The sequence below is a fragment of the Rhizobium sp. AN73 genome, from assembly GCF_030757975.1.
GTDB classification, from domain to species: domain Bacteria; phylum Pseudomonadota; class Alphaproteobacteria; order Rhizobiales; family Rhizobiaceae; genus Agrobacterium; species Agrobacterium arsenijevicii.
In genome coordinates, this window is the sequence record NZ_JARWME010000001.1 from 866,239 (window position 1) to 886,187 (window position 19,949).

16 protein-coding genes and 2 pseudogenes are annotated in these 19,949 nt (G+C 59.6%); 4 read left to right on the top strand and 14 right to left on the bottom strand.

Annotated features, from left to right (window positions below; all coding sequences use genetic code 11):
• The first annotated feature begins 23 nt into the window (after positions 1-23).
• Both RBH10_RS03775 and RBH10_RS03780 read left to right on the top strand, forming a co-directional pair.
• Positions 24-869, top strand: a complete 846-nt coding sequence (locus RBH10_RS03775) for a PhzF family phenazine biosynthesis protein (RefSeq protein WP_281038962.1) — start codon at positions 24-26, stop codon at positions 867-869.
• A gap of 26 nt (positions 870-895) precedes the next feature.
• The gene (locus RBH10_RS03780; RefSeq protein WP_281038961.1) at positions 896-1,492 is read left to right on the top strand and encodes an NUDIX domain-containing protein; all 597 of its coding nucleotides are present in this window, start codon (positions 896-898) and stop codon (positions 1,490-1,492) included.
• A 59-nt stretch (positions 1,493-1,551) separates the two neighbouring features.
• Here RBH10_RS03780 and RBH10_RS03785 read toward each other — a convergent pair whose 3' ends face one another.
• From RBH10_RS03785 to RBH10_RS03815, 7 genes and pseudogenes are all read right to left on the bottom strand, one after another.
• A complete protein-coding gene (locus RBH10_RS03785) occupies positions 1,552-2,004 on the bottom strand; it encodes a DUF1801 domain-containing protein (RefSeq protein WP_281038960.1) in 453 nt (150 codons plus the stop codon).
• Positions 2,004-2,858 (bottom strand): GyrI-like domain-containing protein, encoded by an 855-nt coding sequence (locus RBH10_RS03790; protein WP_306180423.1) that lies wholly within the window; start codon positions 2,856-2,858, stop codon positions 2,004-2,006. The genes RBH10_RS03785 and RBH10_RS03790 overlap by 1 nt, the downstream gene beginning before the upstream one ends.
• A 224-nt stretch (positions 2,859-3,082) precedes the next feature.
• Positions 3,083-4,682, bottom strand: a pseudogene (locus tag RBH10_RS03795) (MFS transporter).
• The gene (locus RBH10_RS03800) at positions 4,679-5,119 is read right to left on the bottom strand and encodes a DoxX family protein (protein WP_281038958.1); all 441 of its coding nucleotides are present in this window, start codon (positions 5,117-5,119) and stop codon (positions 4,679-4,681) included. Before RBH10_RS03800 ends, RBH10_RS03795 begins: the two are co-directional and overlap by 4 nt.
• Before the next feature lie 228 nt (positions 5,120-5,347).
• Positions 5,348-7,330, bottom strand: a complete 1,983-nt coding sequence (locus tag RBH10_RS03805) for an amidohydrolase (RefSeq protein WP_281038957.1) — start codon at positions 7,328-7,330, stop codon at positions 5,348-5,350.
• Positions 7,330-7,620 (bottom strand): XapX domain-containing protein, encoded by a 291-nt coding sequence (locus RBH10_RS03810; RefSeq protein WP_045015590.1) that lies wholly within the window; start codon positions 7,618-7,620, stop codon positions 7,330-7,332. Before RBH10_RS03810 ends, RBH10_RS03805 begins: the two co-directional genes overlap by 1 nt.
• A gap of 71 nt (positions 7,621-7,691) precedes the next feature.
• On the bottom strand, positions 7,692-8,384 hold the full coding sequence (locus tag RBH10_RS03815; RefSeq protein ID WP_045015589.1) for a hydrolase: 693 nt from the start codon (positions 8,382-8,384) through the stop codon (positions 7,692-7,694).
• Positions 8,385-8,765: 381 nt separating this feature from the next.
• On the opposite strand from RBH10_RS03815, the gene RBH10_RS03820 reads away from it, so the two are divergent.
• Positions 8,766-11,060 (top strand): FdhF/YdeP family oxidoreductase, encoded by a 2,295-nt coding sequence (locus tag RBH10_RS03820; RefSeq protein WP_281038956.1) that lies wholly within the window; start codon positions 8,766-8,768, stop codon positions 11,058-11,060.
• 116 nt (positions 11,061-11,176) lie between these two features.
• On the opposite strand, the gene RBH10_RS03825 is transcribed toward RBH10_RS03820, so the two are convergent.
• The 6 genes and pseudogenes from RBH10_RS03825 to RBH10_RS03850 all read right to left on the bottom strand — a co-directional run bounded on the left by RBH10_RS03825 (position 11,177) and on the right by RBH10_RS03850 (position 17,882).
• Positions 11,177-12,367: an amidohydrolase gene (locus tag RBH10_RS03825; protein ID WP_281038955.1), complete on the bottom strand. Its 1,191-nt coding sequence runs from the start codon at positions 12,365-12,367 to the stop codon at positions 11,177-11,179.
• 88 nt (positions 12,368-12,455) lie between these two features.
• Positions 12,456-13,286 (bottom strand): annotated as a pseudogene (locus tag RBH10_RS03830) (ATP-binding cassette domain-containing protein); the annotation flags it as partial.
• On the bottom strand, positions 13,283-14,260 hold the full coding sequence (locus RBH10_RS03835) for an ABC transporter ATP-binding protein (protein WP_281038954.1): 978 nt from the start codon (positions 14,258-14,260) through the stop codon (positions 13,283-13,285). The gene RBH10_RS03835 and the pseudogene RBH10_RS03830, both read right to left, overlap by 4 nt.
• A 10-nt stretch (positions 14,261-14,270) precedes the next feature.
• Positions 14,271-15,218 carry an ABC transporter permease gene (locus RBH10_RS03840; RefSeq protein WP_281038953.1) on the bottom strand — a complete coding sequence of 316 codons (948 nt, stop codon included), beginning with the start codon at positions 15,216-15,218 and terminating at the stop codon, positions 14,271-14,273.
• Positions 15,215-16,192, bottom strand: a complete 978-nt coding sequence (locus RBH10_RS03845) for an ABC transporter permease (RefSeq protein ID WP_045015584.1) — start codon at positions 16,190-16,192, stop codon at positions 15,215-15,217. The genes RBH10_RS03840 and RBH10_RS03845 overlap by 4 nt, the downstream gene beginning before the upstream one ends.
• Positions 16,193-16,280: 88 nt before the next feature.
• Entirely contained in the window at positions 16,281-17,882 is a 1,602-nt protein-coding gene (locus RBH10_RS03850) for an ABC transporter substrate-binding protein (RefSeq protein ID WP_372339766.1), read from the bottom strand.
• A 161-nt stretch (positions 17,883-18,043) separates the two neighbouring features.
• Here RBH10_RS03850 and RBH10_RS03855 point away from each other — a divergent pair, with 161 nt between their 5' ends.
• Positions 18,044-18,958: a LysR family transcriptional regulator gene (locus RBH10_RS03855; RefSeq protein WP_045015582.1), complete on the top strand. Its 915-nt coding sequence runs from the start codon at positions 18,044-18,046 to the stop codon at positions 18,956-18,958.
• A gap of 37 nt (positions 18,959-18,995) precedes the next feature.
• Here RBH10_RS03855 and RBH10_RS03860 read toward each other — a convergent pair whose 3' ends face one another.
• Positions 18,996-19,919 carry an SMP-30/gluconolactonase/LRE family protein gene (locus RBH10_RS03860; RefSeq protein WP_281038952.1) on the bottom strand — a complete coding sequence of 308 codons (924 nt, stop codon included), beginning with the start codon at positions 19,917-19,919 and terminating at the stop codon, positions 18,996-18,998.
• Positions 19,920-19,949 lie beyond the last annotated feature (30 nt).

Consider the following 19,949-nt stretch of genomic DNA (forward strand, 5'->3'; position numbering starts at 1 on the left):
GATCCAAACTGAAAGACGATGTCATGACCTATGCTATCCAGATGATCGACGTATTCGGCTCCGGGCCGCTTTCCGGCAATCCGCTGGCCGTCGTCACCGGCGCCGACAACCTGACGACGGATGAAATGCAGCAGCTGACGCGGTGGTTCAATTTGTCCGAAACCACCTTTCTGCTGCCGTCGACGCATCCGCAGGCTGACTACCGGGTCAGGATATTCTCGCTCGACAGGGAGTTGCCTTTTGCCGGGCATCCCACGCTTGGCACTTGCCATGCCTGGCTCTCCGCCAACGGCTCACCCAAGAACGAAACGGGCATCGTTCAGGAATGCGGCGCGGGACTGGTCACGATCCGGCGCGCGCATGGGCGGCTTTCTTTTGCAGCGCCGCCGCTTATCCGTTCCGGTGCGCCGACACCGGCCGAACTGGAAGAGGCGCGGCAGCTGTTGGGGATCGAGGCCCAAGATATCGTTGATGCCGCCTGGATTGACAATGGTCCCGGTTGGCTGGGGATCAGGCTGGCATCGGCCGAAAAGGTACTTGCTCTTGAACCGGCTCGCAGCTGGCCAGGCCGGATTGATATCGGTGTGGTCGGCCCTCACGCGGAAGGCAGCGAGGTTTCCTTCGAGGTTCGCGCCTTCTTCAGCGATCATCTGGGCACTATTGCCGAAGACCCCGTTACCGGAAGCCTCAACGCCTCGCTCGCGCAATGGCTGTTTGCCACGGGTGTGGTCACTGAAGACTATGTCGCCGCTCAAGGAACGCGCCTTGGCCGTCGCGGCCGCATTTACCTGACCCGCGATGATGCCGGCCAGATATGGGTCGGTGGCGAAACGTGCACGCATGTCGAAGGCCGGTTGCACGGCCTTTGAAAGACAGATGAAAACGAGGTGACTTGATGGATAGCAGTGTTTACCGCCCAATTTCCGAACGCGTGTTGGCGGATGATTGGGGACGGCTGACCAAATATGAATATGAACTCCAGCTAAGGGATGGAAGCTGGCAGAAGCAGACCCGGGAGGCCTATGATCGCGGCAACGGCGCAACATGCCTGTTGTACAACCCGGAAAACGGCCATGTGCTTTTGACCCGCCAGTTCCGGTTGCCGGTTCTTTTGAATGGCGGGCTGGAATCATTGATTGAGACACCGGCTGGGCTGCTGGAAGGCGCCGAACCGGCAACACGAATGCGTGCGGAACTGATGGAGGAAACCGGTTATGAGGTTTCCGAACTCACACATCTGTTCGATATCTATATGAGCCCCGGATCGGTGACCGAATATCTCGCCTTTTTCTACGGCGAATATGCCGAGAAACACAAAGTGGGCGCGGGCGGCGGCTCGGCTGATGAGGGAGAGGACATCGACGTGCTCGAAATCACCCTGCCTGAGGCGATGCAGATGATCAGCCGTGGCGATATTCGCGACGCCAAGACGATCATTCTGCTTCAGCATCTCGCCATCCGACTTTTGCAGGAAAAGCACGGGACACTCTGATCCCCACTTACAGGCGTCCGAAGCAATAAGAAGAGGGGCCATCGGCCCCTTTTCCCAGTTCACGCTTTCCCTGGACGATTGATCGTGAGGAGTGTCCGGTGATGGTAGGTGAGCGCCATCGCCAGACAGATGGAAAGAGCTGGCTCCGGCAAGGGTGCAGATGGCGGCAGCAGGATTGCTCTGTTGCCGTGATAGGCAAAGGCATCTGGAAATTGAGTGCGAAAGGTTTCCACCAAAGACGTTTGGCAGTTGAACAGGATAGCAGCGGTGTCGGCCTGTGATTTCAGGACGCCGAGCCTGATCGTGCTGCCGCTGTGAGTGGCGGCGGTCAAATAGGCGGGTTCGCCCCATTTGAGCGCTTCCATCAGAGGACCGACACCGGGGGTCTCTTCTGCCACCTCGAAGATCAGGCAGCGAATACGGAGGAGTTGGCTACGGGTCGGCTCCGAAAAAGCCTCGAAGGCTGCGGAAACCACGTTTGACATCGGCGGCTTCGCATAGTGGTCGCGCATCACAATACCTTCAGCGGCAGATGGATATCGGTGAGGAGGTCATGGGGCGGCGTGTCGCGCGGGTCGTTGAGATAGGCTTCGAAGGCCGGCGCGTCGTCCTCCTCGTAACCCGAGCCGGGGAGCCAAACGCCGAAGAGCCAGCGATAGGCATCCTTCATATCCGCATATGGACCTTTGTAGCGCAGGCGCGCATAGAGGCCACCGCGAAGGACCGTTTCCATGAGAGGTGGCGTAAGCGTAATTTCTTCACCAACCGGAATGCAGGCCTGCGACCGCAATCGATCCACCGGAACAAGATCGGGATCGTCGAAAAAGACGGCGGCCATTCTCGGCTCCGGTGGGGTAATGCCCTGCGTCGAAAGCTGGGTGAACAGGTGGCCCATTGCGCGGTCGATCTGGATGTAGGGGCCGGTATGGGCAATGGCAGCACACCGGGTTGATGACAGCGTCTCGATGAAGATCGGAAAGCCGTTTGCATCCCGCTCCCTGTTCGCGGTCTTGAAGGCCGCGTGAGAACCGTTTTCACGATAGGCCATTGGCGTCATGCCATAAGCATCCTTGAACGCGCGCCCGAACGCATCGGCCGAACCGTAGCGGGCGCGTGCCGCGATCACGGCGAGAGACATGTCGGAATTCGCCAGCCGGTCAGCCGCGCGCAACAACCGCAAGCGCCGGATTGTCGCGGTGATTGTCTCACCACGCATCGCGACATAAATCCGGTGCCAGTGATAAGGCGACAGGCAGACGATTTCCGCCAGTTGCTCGAAATGGATATCCTCCTCGATATGGAGGTGGATGTAGTCGGTGACACGGTCGAGCCGCGCTTCGTAACTGGACTGGGCCATCTCTTGCATCCCTGCTCCGCAGTGCCATCTGCACTTCGACAAAAATACATGGGCGCGACCGATAAATCTTGCGGAAGTGCAGCGTGCATCGACGGTGTCGGGTTCGGGGAGTTTACGGCCCTCAAAGAGTAATGTGCCCAGTCCCGTAGGTTGAACGCCGCCGCGAGAGCGAACATTGCTATTTTTGAAATTAGGGGAGGGGCATTGCGCCCCTCCCCGTCCTACATTTGCATTCAGGCTTTGCCGGGCCGATTGATCGTGAGGAAGTGGCGCACGACCGGCTTTTCCAGACCTGAGTGATAAGCGAGCACCTTGCCTTGCAGATCCGCGTCGGCGTTGGAGACCCGGTGGTGCTGGCGCAGGTGTTCCGCCCAGGATTCCACCATGAACCATTCGACGATCTTCTGCGGATCGGCGGGAGTCCTCGGTCACGCCCCAGCCATAGGCGCCATCACGCCGGCGTTCCTGGGAAAGTTCATCGAGTGCATGCAGGAAAGCAGTGCGGTGATGCTTTTCGACATGGTATTCGATGAGGATCAGAACCGGGCCGCGGTCATGGGCCACCGGCTCCGCAACGAGCGGTTCGGGCCAATGGTTGGATGGCACCATATCCGCATCGCCGGCAGGCAGTTTCAGGCGGTGCATGACGAGACCGGCAACCAGCAATCCCGCAGCGCCGATCAGCAACGCGCCCGGCACGCCGGTGGCTTCACCAACCGCACCCCAGCCAAGGCTGCCGGCCGTCATCGCGCCATTAAAGACGGTGAGATAGACGGCAAGGCCACGGCCGCGCACCCAGTTCGGCAGAACCGCCTGAGCGGCACCATTCAGCGTCGTCAGAGCCGTGATCCACGCACCGCCGAGGAAGAGCAGAACAACGATGGCAGCCCACTTCGGAGGGGCAAGCGACAGCACAGCCATAACGATTGCGGTAATGATGGCCGCGCCGAGCAGCAGCCCGTCGGAATTGAAGCGCTCACGCAGCTTCGGCATAACCAGCGCGCCACCGATTGCCCCGGCGCCAACAGCGCCAAGCAGGATACCGTAGAAGCTTGCATCGCCACCAAGAAGCTGGCGGGCAACGAGCGGCAGCAGGGCCCAGACGGCACTGGCGAAGGCAAAAAAGATCGCAGCCCGCAACAGGACGACATGCAGTGGCCGGCTGGCACGGGTATAACGAAGGCCCGCCCGGAATGCGCCGAAGAAACCTTCGGCCAGCGCATCATTGGCGTTCTTTGCCCGCGGCCACCAGAGAAGTGCGGCGATGACGACGAAGTAACTTGCGACATCGGCACCGTAGGTGAAGGCCGCGCCGAATGCTGCAAGCAGGATGCCGCCGGCGGCCGGGCCGATGGAACGGGCAATGTTGATGCCCAGCGAGTTCAGCGCCACGGCACTTTTGACATCCTCGCGTTTCACCAGCTCAGGCACGATCGCCTGCCAGGTCGGCCCCATCAGCGCAGCACCGATGCCGCCAAGGAAGGTCAGGCCGATCAGGGCACTGACGGACAGCATTCCGGTATGGGCAAGGATCATGAGGCTGACACTGACCGAAGCCAGCAGCAGCTGCACGGCGATCAGGAACTTGCGGCGATCGAGAATATCGGTCAGCACACCGGCCGGAATGGCCAGCAGGAAGATCGGCAGGGTTCCGGCGGCCTGAACCATGGCAACCGCTGCCGGTGAGGCGGAGAGATCGGTCATCAACCAGGAACTGGCGACATCGCGCATGAAACTGCCGGTATTACCAAGAACCGTGGCTGCCCAGAGGACGGCAAAGACCGGTTGCGCAAGGGGAGCAAAGCTGTTCGCAGAGGATTTTGCGGCACTCATTTGCCTTTTCCTTTCGTGAGATCGATTGCGGCAACGGTGACAAAGGCGCCAGCCAGGCCGAGATGCTCGAAGAAAGCGTTCGTGGCCATCATGCGGTCCATGCCGGGCGCCATTTCCCAGAACCGAAGAGCGATGAAGGTGGCCAGAAGCGTGAAGCCCGCAAGTGCCAGAGCGCCCGCCCAGCGCAGGAAGCCGGACACCACCATTGCGGAGGCTGTCAGCTCGAAGACGATGACAACGACGGCAAATGCGGCTGCCGGATGGAGACCGAAGTGGTTCATCTCGCCGATTGCGCCAGGAAAATCGAAGATCTTGGTGAGCGGCCCCTGAATATAGGCCGAGCAGAGCGCCAGAAGTGCCACGGTTTTTGTAACGGGCGTGGCGACGACGTCTGCAAGCAGCCCGCGAAGGCGAAGTGTTGAAGATGAATCGGTCATTTTGTGCTCCTGCGATCTTGGCCGGTCGGTTCGAGCGGCGCTGGGTTCATTTGATGGAGCGATATTGACCGAAACAATTATCGCCAACAATTGCATCAATAGTTTCGATATAATTGTGATTTTCGCAATATTGGATATGGACCGGTTCACCGGTCCTTCTGTACGCAAGAAACGGGCAGCGGCACTCCGCTGCCCGTTCGACGGTTTTTTACATTCACCTTGCCGGGCTTAAACCGCCCAGCAGGAGCAGCCCAGCGCTCCGAAGAAGCCCTTCAGATCGGCGATCGGCAGCTTGGATGTCCAGGCACCCGCGTGATCGTGGCCGTGGACACCACAATCGCTGGCGCAGCCACACGAGGCGATCGCCGTGCGGCGCAGGGAGTTGCGGCCTGCACCTTCCGGCTCGCCCCAGGCGGCATAACCGCCGAACTTGCGCACCGGCGACCAGTCGGGCATGGCGGGCGGCAAGTCGTTCTCATCGAGCGCCTTGAAGTCACCCGCGCCATAGACGATCTTGCCGCCGACCATGGTGAGTTCGGAGGTGAGGAAGGAGATTTCATCCTCGGCGCAGGAGAAATAATCCTTGTTCGGCACCACGAGATCAGCGAACTGGCCCTTTTCAATACGGCCCTTTTTGCCTTCCTCGTTCGAGAACCAGGTGACCTTCTCCGTCCACATGCGCAGCGCCGTCTCGCGGTCGAGGCAATTGGCGCGTGGATAAAGCTGCATGCCGCCCACCGTCTTGCCGGTCACCATCCAGAAAAGCGAAACCCACGGATTGTAGGAAGCGACACGCGTCGCATCCGTGCCGGCCGAAACGTTGACGCCCTTCTCAAGCATGCGCTTGATCGGTGGAGTCGCCTCGGCAACGCCATGACCATAACGCTCGACAAAATATTCACCCTGATAGGCCATGCGATGCTGGGTCGCGATGCCGCCACCGAGAGCCGCGATACGGTCGATCGACCGTTCGGAGATCGTCTCGGCGTGGTCGAAGAACCAGTTCAGCCCTTCGAGCGGGATATCCTTGTTGACCTTCTCGAAGACATCGAGGGAGCGGGAGATCGTTTCGTCATAGGTGGCGTGCAAGCGCCAGGGCCAGCGGTTTTCCGCAAGAACCCGAACGACGTCTTCCAATTCGCCTTCCATCTCCGGCGGCATGTCCGGTCGCGGCTGGCGGAAATCCTCGAAATCGGCAGCGGAAAACACCAGCATTTCCCCGGCACCATTGTGGCGGAAATAGTCGTTGCCCTGCTTGTATTTGACCGAAGAGGTCCAGTTGAGGAAGTCCTCTTTTTCCTGCTTGGGCTTCTGCGTGAAGAGGTTGTAGGCGAGACGCACGGTCATCTGGCCTTCGTCGGAAAGCTTCTGGATCACCTGGTAATCGTCAGGGTAATTCTGGAAACCGCCGCCGGCATCGATCACGCCGGTCACGCCAAGCCGGTTCAGCTCACGCATGAAGTGGCGGGTGGAATTGACCTGATAGTCCAAAGGCAGCTTCGGTCCCTTGGCGAGCGTCGAATAGAGGATGCCGGCATTCGGCTTGGCAAGCAGCATGCCCGTGGGGTTGCCGTTCGCATCACGGGTGATCTCGCCGCCGGGCGGGTTCGGCGTATCCCTCGTATAACCGACGGCACGCAACGCTGCGCCGTTCAGCAGCGCCCGGTCGTAAAGATGCAGCAGAAAGACCGGCGTATCGGGCGCTATCGCATTGATCTCCTCGATGGTCGGCAACCGCTTTTCGACAAATTGCTGCTCGGTGAAACCGCCGACGACGCGCACCCATTGCGGGGCCGGCGTCACCGCCACCTGCCGCTTCAGCATGTCCATGGCGTCGGCCAGCGAGCGCACGCCGTCCCAGCGCAGTTCCATGTTGAAGTTCAGGCCGCCGCGAATGACGTGGGTATGATTGTCGATCAGGCCCGGCAGCACGCGCTTGCCTTTGAGGTCGACGATCCTGGTCTCCGGACCGGCAAGCGCCATGACCTCGGCGTCCGTTCCTACCTCTACGAACAGCCCATCCTTGATGGCGACAGCCGTTGCATTCGGATTGCCGCGATCAAGCGTCGTGAGGCGGCCATTGTGAAGAATGGTATCGGGATGCATGGAATAAGCTCCGGTCTGGATGGGATCGGCGGCATTGGCCGATGAAAACAGATGGGGAAAGGCAAGGCTTGATGCCGCGCCGAGAAACGTGCGACGAGTCGGCATCAGCTTCTCTCCTGCCCGTTCTGCTGTTTAACCTTGGCGAGATCCACAGTTTCCTCACCACCCTTCGGCATGTGGCCGAACATGTGCGGCTTGATGTGGTTGATCCAGGAAACGGCGGCCGGCTCCCTGTCGAGGAGCGTTCTGGCGAGGGGAATGATCTGTTCTCCCACCAATATGCCGAGAAGACCGACCAGAGCTATGACGGGCGGCGCCGGGGAGCGCACATTGAGCAGGCTGTAAACGATACCGACCAGCAGACCGGCGCCAAGAGAAAAAAGATAGACCTTCATGGGGACCTTCCTCGCGGGTGAAAGCCGCACCGACTGGAGATATATCCCGCCGGCGCGGCGCGGTTGAAAGCTTATTTGGCGGCCGGGTTCGGGCCGATGCGCTTGCCGTGCTTGACGCGCTCTTCACCGCCATGGACGTGGGTGACCGCGTAATCGATGCCCATGCCGTAGGCGCCGGAATGTTCCTTCACCAGCGAGGTGACGGCATCGTAGGTTTCCTTGCGCGCCCAATCACGCTGCCATTCGAGCAGGACCTGCTGCCAGGTGACCGGAATGATGCCGGCCTGAACCATGCGGTCCATCGCGTATTTGTGTGCATCGAGCGACGTGCCGCCCGAAGCATCCGCCACCATGTAGATCTCGTAGTCTGCGACATCGTGGAGAGCCGAGAGCGCGAAGGTCGTGTTGCACACTTCCGTCCAGAGACCGGAGACGACGATTTTCTTGCGGCCGTTGGCGGCGTTCTTCGCCAGCGCATCGCGGACGTTCTGATCGTCCCAGGAATTCATCGAGGTCCGCTCGAGAATATCATTTTCCGGAAAGACCGCCAGCAATTCGGGGAAGGTATTGCCGGAGAAAGATGCCGTCTCGACGGTGGTGATCGTCGTCGGGATGTTGAAGATCTTTGCTGCCTTGGCGAGACCGACGACATTGTTCTTCAGGGTCTGGCGGTCGATCGACTGCACACCGAAAGCCATCTGCGGCTGCTGGTCGATGAAGATGAGCTGGCTGTTAGCGGGGGTGAGGACTTCGAGCTTGGACATTTTCAGTTCTCCGTTCAGGTGCGTTGTGCCGGTATCCGGCGGTTGGGAAACTTCGCCGCTCCGGTTGACCGGGTGCCTTGAAGGGCGTCCGATGTTTCCGTTGCGTCTCTGTTGGCAACATATCTAGCCCGGCCGAGCGCCCAGAAGAATTGCAATAATAATCTCGACTGAATTGCGATTTATGAAACAATTAGCCCGCAGCGCCCCGGAGCTACGGGTCTTCCCCGAAACCCGCCGCTGCAGACGGCCTTTTTCGTCAGGAAAGCTGGCAACCTATGCCTGGGTATAATGTTTACTGCGGTAAAAACGGGTATTCTGGCATCAGGGATGCCGTTGTGCGTCCTCCCCATCTCGAACTGCGAAACGTAGAGGAGTGCCGAAATGGAAGATAAACGCCCGGAAGGTATCGAAAAATACGATCATCCCGCCGGTGGCTGGGATGCGCTCAAGGCCGTTGCCAAAACCCTCGCCCACCAGCAGATCATCGCGCAGGGAACGATGACACTGCTCAAGGCGAACCAGCCGGAAGGGTTCGACTGTCCCGGCTGCGCCTGGCCCGATCCCAAGCACACATCTTCCTTCGAGTTCTGCGAAAACGGCGCCAAGGCAATTACCTGGGAGTCCACCGCCAAGCGATCCGGGCCGGAGTTCTTCGAAAAACACTGCGTGTCCGAGCTGTGGGGCTGGACCGATCACAAGCTGGAGGATGCCGGTCGCCTGACGGTTCCCTTGCGCTACAACAGCGAGAGCGACCGTTACGAGCCGATAGAATGGGATGACGCCTTCAGCCTGATCGCGCAGGAACTGAACAAGCTCGATCACCCGGACGAGGCCGAATTCTACACCTCGGGCCGGACCTCCAACGAGGCAGCGTTTCTTTATCAGCTTTTCGTGCGTGCCTTCGGGACCAACAACTTCCCCGACTGTTCCAACATGTGCCACGAAGCAACCAGCGTCGGCCTTCCCAAGTCCATCGGCGTTGGCAAGGGAACCGTCACGCTGGAGGACTTCGACCATGCCGATGCGATCTTCAGCTTTGGGCACAATCCCGGCACCAACCACCCGCGGATGATGACGACTCTGCACAATGCGGCCCGTCGCGGCGTGCCTATCGTGGTTTTCAACCCGTTGAAGGAACGCGCGCTGGAACGCTTTGCCGCCCCGCAGGATCCCGTGGAAATGGCGACGCTATCCTCGACGCAGATCGCTTCCGCCTACCATCAGCTTCGCACCGGCGGCGATCTTGCCGCCCTCAAGGGCATCATGAAGGCCGTTTTTGCATTGGATACGGCAAACAGGGCCGAGGGCGGCCCCGGCCTTCTCGACCGAGCCTTCATTGCGGAGCACACCGAAGGCTTTGAGGCGCTTTACGCCGATGTGGACCAGACATCCTGGGAAAACATCACCTTCGTCAGCGGACTGACGAAGGAAGCGCTCGAAAGCGTTGCCCGCATCTACGTCAAAGCATCGAACGTCATCATCTGTTATGGCATGGGCATCACCCAGCATACCAAAGGTACGGAGAACGTGCAGCAGATCGCCAATCTGCTGATGCTTCGCGGCAATATGGGACGACAGGGAGCCGGCATCGCGCCAATTCGAGGCCACTCGAACGTGCAGGGCGACCGGACGGTCGGCATCACTGAGATCCCGAACAAGGCTTTGCTCGACGGCATGGAGCGTGCATTCGGTTTTCGCCCCCCAGCGGAAAAGGGACACAATGCCATCGAGTGCATCGAGGCGATCGCTGCCGGAAAATCCAGGGTGCTTATCTGTCTTGGCGGCAATCTCGCCGTTGCCATGTCCGACCCGGCGGTGACCTTTGAAGGCATGCGCAAGCTGGACCTTGCCGTCCACATCGCAACGAAGCTCAACCGCTCGCACCTCCTGACCGCCAAAGCATCCCTCATATTGCCGTGTCTCGGCCGCACCGATCTCGACACGCAAGCGTCCGGCCCGCAGGCCGTGACGGTGGAAGATTCGATGTCGATGGTTCATGCCTCGCGCGGCTTTCTCAAACCGCCGGGAGAAATGGTGAAGGCGGAGCCGGCCATTGTCGCCGGCATTGCCAAGGCCACGCTCGGCAATCGCCATGGCATAGACTGGGAGTGGCTCATTGCCGATTACGACCGTATTCGCGACAAGATCGAACAGGTCTTTCCGGACTTCCGCGACTTCAACCATCGGGTTCGGGTACCCGGAGGTTTCCGCCTCGACGTCGCGGCATCCTTCCGGCGCTGGAACACGGAGAATGGCAAGGCAAACTTCCTCGTCTCCGCGGGCCTCGACGAGGATCCGCTGATCGCCAATCCCCAAGCCCTCGTTCTCACCACGATTCGAAGCCACGACCAGTATAATACGACGATATACGGCATGGATGACCGGTATCGCGGCGTGTTTGGCCGCCGCGATGTGATCTTCATGAACAGGGAAGACCTCACCGAACGCGGCCTCAAGGATGGCGACCGCATAGACATTCGCGGGCTTGGCGCAGAAGACCCCGGCAAACGTCTGGTGCAGGGCTTTACCGCCGTCGCCTACAATATACCGAGAGGTTCGGCTGCGGGATATTATCCGGAAATGAACGCGGTCGTTGCACTTGGTCACCACGATCCGCTTTCGGGCACGCCCTCCTACAAGGGAGTACCGATCACGATCTCCGCCGCAAACGGCTAAAAGCAGATATCCGTTGATTGTGCCCTGCCGCTGCGACGGCGGGGCACACTGGAAACGCAGCGGGTAAGACCCCATGGCCCGCAAAGAGGGCGACCTGAGGCTATCGCCCTTTCAGATCAGGACTGCAGTTCGACATTAACGATATTGACCCAGTAGGACACGCCGTAAGGCAGGGACGCGTCGTTGAAATCGAACTTGTCGGTATGAACGTCATGCACCAGCCCATCCGGCCCTAGGCCGCCACCCATCCAGGCATAGGTGCCGGGAACGGCATTCGCGAGGAAAGCGAAGTCCTCCGCACCGGTCGACAATGTGCGCTCCGTATCGACATTGCCGTCTCCGAATGTACGGGTAGCCGCCTCAATGGCGATTTTAAAGGCTTCGGGATGGTTGACGAGCGGCGGGGTGCCGTAGTCGATCCTGACGTCGACCTCGCAATCACATGCACGCGCGAAAAGTTCCGCCTGTTCGACGAGACGGGTTCGGATGATCTCAAGTGTTTCGGTCTTGAAGTAACGCGCGGTGCCGGAAACCAGCACCTCCGCCGGCATGACGTTTGGCGAGCCTTTCGAGCCACCACCGATGTGGCCGATGGAAATGACAGCGGCATCCAGTGCCGGGACCTTGCGTCCGACGATGGTCTGAAGGCCGAGAATGAAATGGGCGACGGGGATAGTCGCGTCCTTTGCCAGATGCGGTGCCGCACCGCCGTGGCCAGCCGTGCCCTTGAACGTGACATGGAAGCTGAGCGATCCCGCAAGCGCAGCGCCCAACCGCGTCGCGATCTCGCCCACCGGTTGGCCCGGATGGGTGTGAAGACCATAGACCGCATCGCAGGGGAAACGTTCCAGAAGTCCATCACGCAGCATGGCGGGTGCACCGGTGCCACCTTCTTCGGCAGGCTGGAAGATGAAGTGGACCGTGCCGGCGAAATCCGGATCTTCGGCAAGATAACGCGCCGCACCGAGCAGCATCGTGGTATGGCCGTCATGACCGCAGGCATGCATTTTTCCCGGAACGGTCGATGCATAGTCGAAGGTGTTTTTCTCGAAGATATTCAACGCATCGATGTCGGCACGCAGGCCGATGCATCTTTGCCCCGGCCTTTTGCCCTTCAGCACGCCCACGACGCCCGTTCCGCCAATGCCCTCGTGAACTTCGATCCCCCACTCGCGCAGCCTGTCCGCGACAAGCTTTGAGGTTCGCACCTCTTCAAAGGCGGTTTCGGGATGGGCGTGAATGTTGCGCCGCAGCGCGACGAGTTCGGGGAGATAGGCGTTCAGTCGGTTTTCGTCGATAGCGGACATGGGAAAGTTTCCGTAATTGGACAAGAGTGACCGTCCGCGATGATCGCGGGCGGTATCGGATCGGGTGGGGCGCAGCGGCGGGTTAGGCTTTTTCCCGTCCGGCCATGGAAATATCGGGGACCGCCTTGATCAGCATCTGCGTGTATTCGTGACCGGGCTGTTTGAAGAGCGCACGCGCCTCCTGCACCTCGACGAGTTTGCCGAAATGCATGACGCCTATGCGGTTTGCCATATGGCGCACCACCGCAAGATTGTGGCTGATGAGGAGATAGGTAAGACCAAGCTGCTCCTGCAAATCGCGCATCAGATTGAGGATCTGTGCCTGAACCGACACATCGAGCGCCGAGGTCGGCTCGTCGCACACGATGAATTCGCACTTCGAAGCCAGCGCGCGGGCAATCGCGATACGCTGCCGCTGCCCGCCGGAAAATTCATGCGGAAACTTGCGGTCGTCAGCCGGGCTGAGCCCGACCAGCGCCAGCAGGCGGCGAACTTCTTCCTGCGCCTCTCTTTTTGAACCGACGACGGAGAGGGCAAGCATGGGTTCGGCGATGATACGCCCCACACGCCAGCGCGGATTGAGGCTGGCATAGGGATCCTGAAAGATCATCTGCATGCGCCGGCGCAATTGCCGAAGTTCCGCCCTGTCATGGTGTGCGGTGATGGGAATGCCATCGATTTCGACCCGGCCGGAGGTGGGCGGCAACAGGCCCACGACCATTTTTGCGACGGTCGACTTGCCCGAACCGGACTCGCCGACGAGCGCGAAGGTCTCACCCTTGCCGATGGTGAAGTTGACGTCGGTAACAGCGTTGACGAAGCGGCGCGGCTGTTTCTCGATGATCCGGTTAAGAAACGGCTTGGAGACGTCAAATACCCGGTTGAGATTTTCAACCTTCACGAAAGTGTTGTCGCTCATGCCACATACTCCCTCGGATAGAGATGACATGCGGCCATGTGCCCCCAACGCCCCGCAAGTTCCGGCTGGTCGACACGACAGATATCCATGACCCGCTCGCAGCGCGGATTGAAGGCACAACCTTTCGGCGTCGCCGAAAGCGAGGGCATGGAGCCCGGAATTTGCCTGAGACGCGGTTCATCGCTTTCCAGCGAAGGGATGGCGCCCATAAGTCCCTGGGCATAGGGATGCAGCGGAGACTTCACCACATCCGCCACCTTGCCGATTTCCGCCACGCGACCCGCATACATCACCGCCACACGGTCGGCTGTTTCAGCGATCATGCCCATGTCATGGGTAATCAACATGAAGGCCGTACCATGCGTCTCGCACAGTTTCCGGATCAGGCGGATGATCTGCGCCTGCACCGAAACGTCGAGCGCCGTGGTCGGCTCGTCGGCGATGACCAGTTCTGGCCCCGCGCAGAGCGCAAGCGCGATGACGACGCGCTGCCGCTGCCCTCCCGAAAATTCGTGAGGGTAAGAATCCATGCGCACGGCGGGATCGGGGATGCCGACCTCTTCGAGCAGTTCCACCGCCCGGTCGCGGGCAGCCCGGCGCGAAAGCCCGAGATGCACACGCATGGTCTCCATCAGGTGCTCGCCCACCTTCATCAACGGGTTGAGACTGGTCAGAGGATCCTGAAAGACCATGCCGATATGGCGGCCGCGGATGGCTTCGATTTCTGCCTGGCCGAGATTGTCGATCCGGCGGTCACCGAGATGGATTTCCCCGCTCGAAATACGGCCGGGACGCGGGATAAGATGCATGATCGCCGATCCCGTCATCGACTTGCCGGCGCCCGATTCCCCGACGACGCCGAGAACCTCGCCGCGGCGGATATCGAACGAAACATCGCGCAGAGCAGTGAGCGTGCCACGACGGGTATTAAATTCGACGCGCAGATTGCGGACTGAAAGAAGAATATCGTTCATTTTGCGCCTCCTATCGAAGCTTCGGGTTGAGCGCGTCGCGCAACCAGTCGCCGAGAAGGTTGATGGTCAGGACGAGAACAGCCAGTGCGATGCCCGGAAAAGCCACGGTCCACCATTCCCCGGAAAACAGAAACTCCTGCCCGGTGCGGATGAGCGTGCCGAGCGACGGCTGCATCGGCGGCAAGCCGACGCCAAGATAGGAAAGCGTCGCCTCGGTGATGATCGCCAAGCCGAAATTGATGGTGAGGATGACGAGGATAGGTCCCATGACGTTCGGCAGGATGTGACGGACCATGATGGCGACATCCGGCAGCCCGAAAAGCCGCGCCGCGCTCACATAGTCCTTCTTCTGCTCGATCATGGTGGAGGATCTTATCGTGCGGGCATATTGCACCCAGAAGGACAGGCCGATCGAAATGATGATCACCCATGAAGCGCTGTTTTCACGGCTGACGGACGGGATCATGGAATGCAGAAGCCCATCGACAAGCAGCGCCACGAGAATGGCCGGGAAGCTCAGCTGAATATCGGCAATGCGCATGATGACGGCGTCCACGACGCCACCGAAATAACCGGCGACAACCCCGAGTGTGATGCCGACCACCGCCGCGACGGCGACGCCGAGGGCACTGATGATGATGGAGATCCGCAGGCCGTAGAGAATGGCCGACAGCATGTCTCGACCCTGATCATCCGTCCCCAGCAGGAACTGCGCATCGCCATCCGCCTGCCACACCGGCGGCAGGCTCGAGTTCATGATGTCGAGCGAAAGGGGATCGTAAGGGTTGGTCGGGGCGATCCAGGGTGCCAGCAGCGACGCTGCCAGCAACACCAGCAAAAGAACGCTGGAGATGAGCACCAGCCGGTTGCCGAGGAAATCGACGAGGAGATCATTGTCCGCAAGGCGGGCCCAGAAGCCGACCGGGGCGGAAGTTTCGCGTGGAGATGTATCGGTCACGATTTTCCAACCTCCTTCAGGCGCGGATCAATAGCGTGGTAGACGAGGTCGACGATGAGATTGATCATGACGAACAGGAAAGCGATGAGCAGCAGGTAGGTCGACATGATGGGGATATCGACATTCTGCACGGCCTGCAGAAACAGAAGGCCCATGCCCGGCCACTGAAACACCGTCTCGGTGATGATCGAGAAGGCGATGATGGAGCCAATCTGCAAGCCGACGACGGTAATGACCGGAACGAGCGTGTTTTTAAGCGCATGCCGGAAGTAGATGCGCCTTTTCGGCAGGCCGCGCGCGGTGGCGAACTTGACGAAATCGGTGCGCAGAACTTCGAGCATTTCCGAACGGACGAGGCGCATGATCAGCGTCATCTGGAACAGGCCGAGTGTCACGGCCGGCAGAATGAGGGATTTCCAGCCCTGCACCGTCAAAAGGCCGGTCGACCAGTTTTGTGTTATCTGCACGAGCCCGCTGCGTCCAAAGGCCGGCAGCCAGCCGAGCGTCACCGAAAAAATATAGATCAGCAATATGCCGATCAGGAAGGTTGGCAGGCTGACGCCAACGAGCGATACGCTTTGCAGAAGGCTGGAAATGCGCCCGCGCGGATTGAGCGCGCAATAGACGCCCAGCAACACGCCGGAGACGAGCGAAAGCACCGCTGCCACGAAAGACAGCTCCAGAGTGGCTGGAACACGTTCCGCCAACAGCTTGGTGACGGGTTGGCGAAACTGGTAGGACACGCCGAAATCCAGCGTCGCGACCCGGCCGATATAGCGCGTAAACTGCACGATGGTCGGCTGGTCCAGTCCCAGACGCTCGCGAACGGCCTGCCGCTCGGCCTCCGTCGTCTCGACGCCGACCATCTGGTTGACGGGATCGCCCGCGAACCGGAACATGATGAACGCCAGAAGAGCCACGGCCAGCATGACCGCCAGCGACTGCAACAGCCGGCGTATGATGAGTGCCAACATGAAAGATCAAACCTTGTAAATTGCACCTTGCGGAAAACCGCGCGGCCGGACCGGAGCCGGGATCGCGGAGCGACCCCGGCAGTCGGGCTCAGTTCTTGGTGACCCAGTAGAACCGGAAGTCGTTATCGGCGCGCTGTACGACGGTGACGCTCTTGGACACGCCCCATGCAAGCGACTGCTGATGCAGCGGAAGGTAGGCCGCCTCCTTGTTCTGCGCAATATCGAAGGCCTGACGGATCAGGTCGTTACGCTTCGTCTCATCCGGCTCCTTGCCGATCTGCTTGATGAGCGCATCAACCTCGGGGTTGCAGTAACCGCCGACATTGGATGTTCCGCCATTACCCTTGTCGTCGCGGCACCGGTAGAGATCCTGCAAGACGCCGAGGCTACCCGAACCGTTGGTCTGCCAGCCGAGAAGGTAGAACGAGGTGTCGTAGCCGCCGCTTGCGAAGATCCGGCCGAAATAGGTCGCCTTCGGTTCTGCATTGAGATCGACCTTGATACCGACCTTGGCCAGCATCGGGACGATGGACTGGCAGATGCGCTCGTCATTGACGTAACGATCGTTCGGGCAATCGAGCCGTACCTGGAAACCATCGGGATATCCGGCCTCCTTGAGAAGGGTGCGGGCCGCTTCCGGATCATAGGCCGGGCGCTTGAATTCGCCTGCGAGCGGGAAGAGTTCCTTGGCAACGATCAGCGACGTCGGCACGGACGCGCCGCGCATCACCCGCTTCTGGATGGCTTCGATATCGATGGCCGTGTAGAAGGCCTGCCGGACGCGGGCATCCTTGAAAGGGTTCTTTCCCTTGACCGAGGAATATTTCAATTCGTCGCGACGCTGGTCGAAACCGAGATAGATCGTCCGCACCTCGGGACCCTGCAGGACCTTGGCATTGCTGCTGCCGTTGATACGGTCGACGTCTTGCAACGGTGCCGGTTCGATCATGTCGACTTCGCCGGACAGCAACGCGGCAACGCGGGTAGCACCTGAAGAGATCGGCGTCAGCACCACTTCGTCGAGATTATGAACCGGCTTGCCCCACCAGCCCGGATTGGGTTTCCAGACGGTGCGAACACCCGGCTGATGCTCCTGCAGGATGAAGGGACCGGTGCCGTTGGCATTCAGCGAAATATAGGATGGGGCCGCAGAAGCACTCGCGACATCGGTCGCGCCATGGGCCTCGGTCCAAGTCTTCGAAACGATATACCATGTGTCCCAGACAGCGTCCAAAAGCGGCGCCGGCTCCGGCGTGGTGACTTCGACGGTGTAGTCGTCGATCTTCTTGAAGACTGCATTGGCCGGAACGCGCGTTTTAAGGTCGGAGCCGGAAGAGCGGACGCGGTCCGCGGAAAACAGCACGTCATCAGCCGTGAAGGCTTCGCCGTTCTGGAACTTGACGTTCTTTCGCAAATGGAAAGTCCATGTCCGGGCGTCGGGCGATACATCCCAGCTTTCGGCAAGAGCCGGCACGATCTTTAGGTCCTTGTCACGGGCCACAAGCCCTTCGTAAACGCTGCCGATCATTGCCAGCGAAAATGTTTCCGCAAGCGCGTAGGGGTCCAGCGACTTCAGATCGCCCTGTGTCGCAAATCGAAACGTATTTGCATAAGCCGGTGCGGCGGCCGTGACCGCGACGGATGCCGCCAGAGCGAAAGCAGCAGACGCAATGATGGTTTTTAGGTTCAATTCATTCTCCCATTTCTATTGCCCTTATTATTCGGGCATTCCCCTGTCGGTGGTGGCTGCACCACTCTGCCGGAACCTTAGGCGAATAAATGTTGCCAGCAATGCCACAAAATAATATCGTTCGTTGCGTAGAATGCAACGGTTGAGCAAGATTGGCAGAGATGCTGGATCCTCTAAAATTACGATATCTTTTCTTCGTCGATACCTATGGCGGTGTGCGGCAGGCTGCCGACCATTTGAACGTCAGCCCATCGACGATAAGCCGGCAGGTGTCAAATCTTGAAACGGATCTGAACCTGATCCTGCTCGAACATGCCGGGCGGAATGTCCGTCTGACCGAAGTCGGCCGGACCCTTTGCGATTATTATCGTAACCAGCAGTCGGCGGATATTCAGTTGCGCGCGCGGCTGGACGAGTTTCGCAATGTCAAAAGGGGCCTGATCCGGTTGTCCATCGGCGAAGGCTTCGCCGAGTGGATCGTCAACGAGCCGCTGCGGGATTTCCAGCTGCAATATCCGGGCATCGATATGGAGGTCATGGTGCACTCCACCTCGGCCACGGTAAAGGCGCTTCTTGATGACGAAGCGGATATCGGCGTCACCTATTTTGCGCCCAACGACAGGCAGCTGAAATTTCACGCGCGCTCGGATGTTCCGATTTGCGCCGTCGTCCATAAGGACCATCCGCTGACCCGGCTCGGCAGGGACCCCATGCTCGCCGACCTGCTGATCTATCCAATCGGCCTGCTCGAGCTTGAATTCGGCGGGCGGCAGATAACCGATCTGATCGCACGGTCTGAAAACGTCGTCATTCGCCCGAAACTGGTCGCCAATTCCTATCGCATCCTCAGGAATTTCGTCTCACTGGGAAACGGCGTCTTCATCATGCCGTACAGACCTTCTCCGCAGCGGGAAATCTCGGATGATCTTGTTCCGCTTCCGCTGAACTACGTCACCAAGGTGACATCGCAGACCCAGATCATCACCCGGATGGACAGGCACCTTACGAACGCCATGCGGACGCTTTTGCGTTTCCTGATCAAGTCGGGCGATTTCGACATGTCTTCTATCGACTAGTCGAAACCGACATCACTAGAAACGAGCGCGTCGGATTTTACGCACCATCGTCGAAGCGGAATGCGGCAAAGCCCTTGATATCCGACGGGATGACCCACACGCCGCCCGAAAGAGGAACCTGGCTCAGCCTGTCTTCCGTCATATTATGACGGTGCGACGTTACGAAAAGCGAACCGAAATCAGGCCCGCCAAAGCAGGGCATGGTTGGATGCGGAACCGGCATCTTTATCGTCCCGATCTGTTGACTGCCGTCTTCCGAGAAAATGTTCAAAACACCGGCAGAGACACCCGCGCTCCAATATCGGCCACTTGAATCCAGACAGCCGCCATCGGGCCTTCCGGTCTCTTCCTGCATTTGCGCAACCAGCACGCCGTCATCGAATACGCCGTTGGTTTTGTCGAATGTCCGCTTGCGTATCCATTTCTGCACGGAATCGCTTTGCCACATGACGGAACCGTCCTGCGAAAAGGCAAGACCATTCGGACATGTCAGCCCGGTCTGGACGCGTTCGGCCTTGTCCTTCGTAATGCGCCAAAGCTCGCCAAGCGGCTGCATCTGTGAGAGAGGAACATTGTGCATGGTGCCAACCCAGAAAGCGCCATCCGGGCCGACACGTCCGTCATTCAACCGGCAGGCAATGCCCTCTGGTGCGGGAATGGAATGAAGAGTGCTTGCCTCACCGCTTTCCGGGTTGAGGATGAGTATCTGCATACCGCAAGCGACAATCAGGTCACCGGTCTCACAGAGCCCGAGGCTGGAGACGGTTTCCGCAAATGTCCATTCGCGATACCCGACACCGCCCATGCCGGCGGACCGCACCTTCTTGCCAAGGATGTCGCACCAGAACAGGAGCTGGCGCCTTTCGTCCCATACCGGGCTTTCCGCAAGGGTGCTGATTTCGTCGCACAGCAGTCTGGCCTGATCGATCGCAGGCGCATCGTCAAAATTTGTTGTTTTCATTTCTCTTGTCTGAACCGTTGAATTGCGCAG

Excerpts from the sequence above, each read along its gene's own strand:
- RBH10_RS03775 (WP_281038962.1), top strand. The coding sequence starts at position 24 with ATGACCTATGCTATCCAGATGATCGACGTATTCGGCTCCGGGCCGCTT.
- RBH10_RS03780 (WP_281038961.1), top strand. The coding sequence starts at position 896 with ATGGATAGCAGTGTTTACCGCCCAATTTCCGAACGCGTGTTGGCGGAT.
- RBH10_RS03785 (WP_281038960.1), bottom strand. The coding sequence starts at position 2,004 with ATGCGCGACCACTATGCGAAGCCGCCGATGTCAAACGTGGTTTCCGCA.
- RBH10_RS03790 (WP_306180423.1), bottom strand. The coding sequence starts at position 2,858 with ATGCAAGAGATGGCCCAGTCCAGTTACGAAGCGCGGCTCGACCGTGTC.
- RBH10_RS03800 (WP_281038958.1), bottom strand. The coding sequence starts at position 5,119 with ATGACCGATTCATCTTCAACACTTCGCCTTCGCGGGCTGCTTGCAGAC.
- RBH10_RS03805 (WP_281038957.1), bottom strand. The coding sequence starts at position 7,330 with ATGCCGACTCGTCGCACGTTTCTCGGCGCGGCATCAAGCCTTGCCTTT.
- RBH10_RS03810 (WP_045015590.1), bottom strand. The coding sequence starts at position 7,620 with ATGAAGGTCTATCTTTTTTCTCTTGGCGCCGGTCTGCTGGTCGGTATC.
- RBH10_RS03815 (WP_045015589.1), bottom strand. The coding sequence starts at position 8,384 with ATGTCCAAGCTCGAAGTCCTCACCCCCGCTAACAGCCAGCTCATCTTC.
- RBH10_RS03820 (WP_281038956.1), top strand. The coding sequence starts at position 8,766 with ATGGAAGATAAACGCCCGGAAGGTATCGAAAAATACGATCATCCCGCC.
- RBH10_RS03825 (WP_281038955.1), bottom strand. The coding sequence starts at position 12,367 with ATGTCCGCTATCGACGAAAACCGACTGAACGCCTATCTCCCCGAACTC.
- RBH10_RS03835 (WP_281038954.1), bottom strand. The coding sequence starts at position 14,260 with ATGAACGATATTCTTCTTTCAGTCCGCAATCTGCGCGTCGAATTTAAT.
- RBH10_RS03845 (WP_045015584.1), bottom strand. The coding sequence starts at position 16,192 with ATGTTGGCACTCATCATACGCCGGCTGTTGCAGTCGCTGGCGGTCATG.
- RBH10_RS03855 (WP_045015582.1), top strand. The coding sequence starts at position 18,044 with ATGCTGGATCCTCTAAAATTACGATATCTTTTCTTCGTCGATACCTAT.
- RBH10_RS03860 (WP_281038952.1), bottom strand. The coding sequence starts at position 19,919 with ATGAAAACAACAAATTTTGACGATGCGCCTGCGATCGATCAGGCCAGA.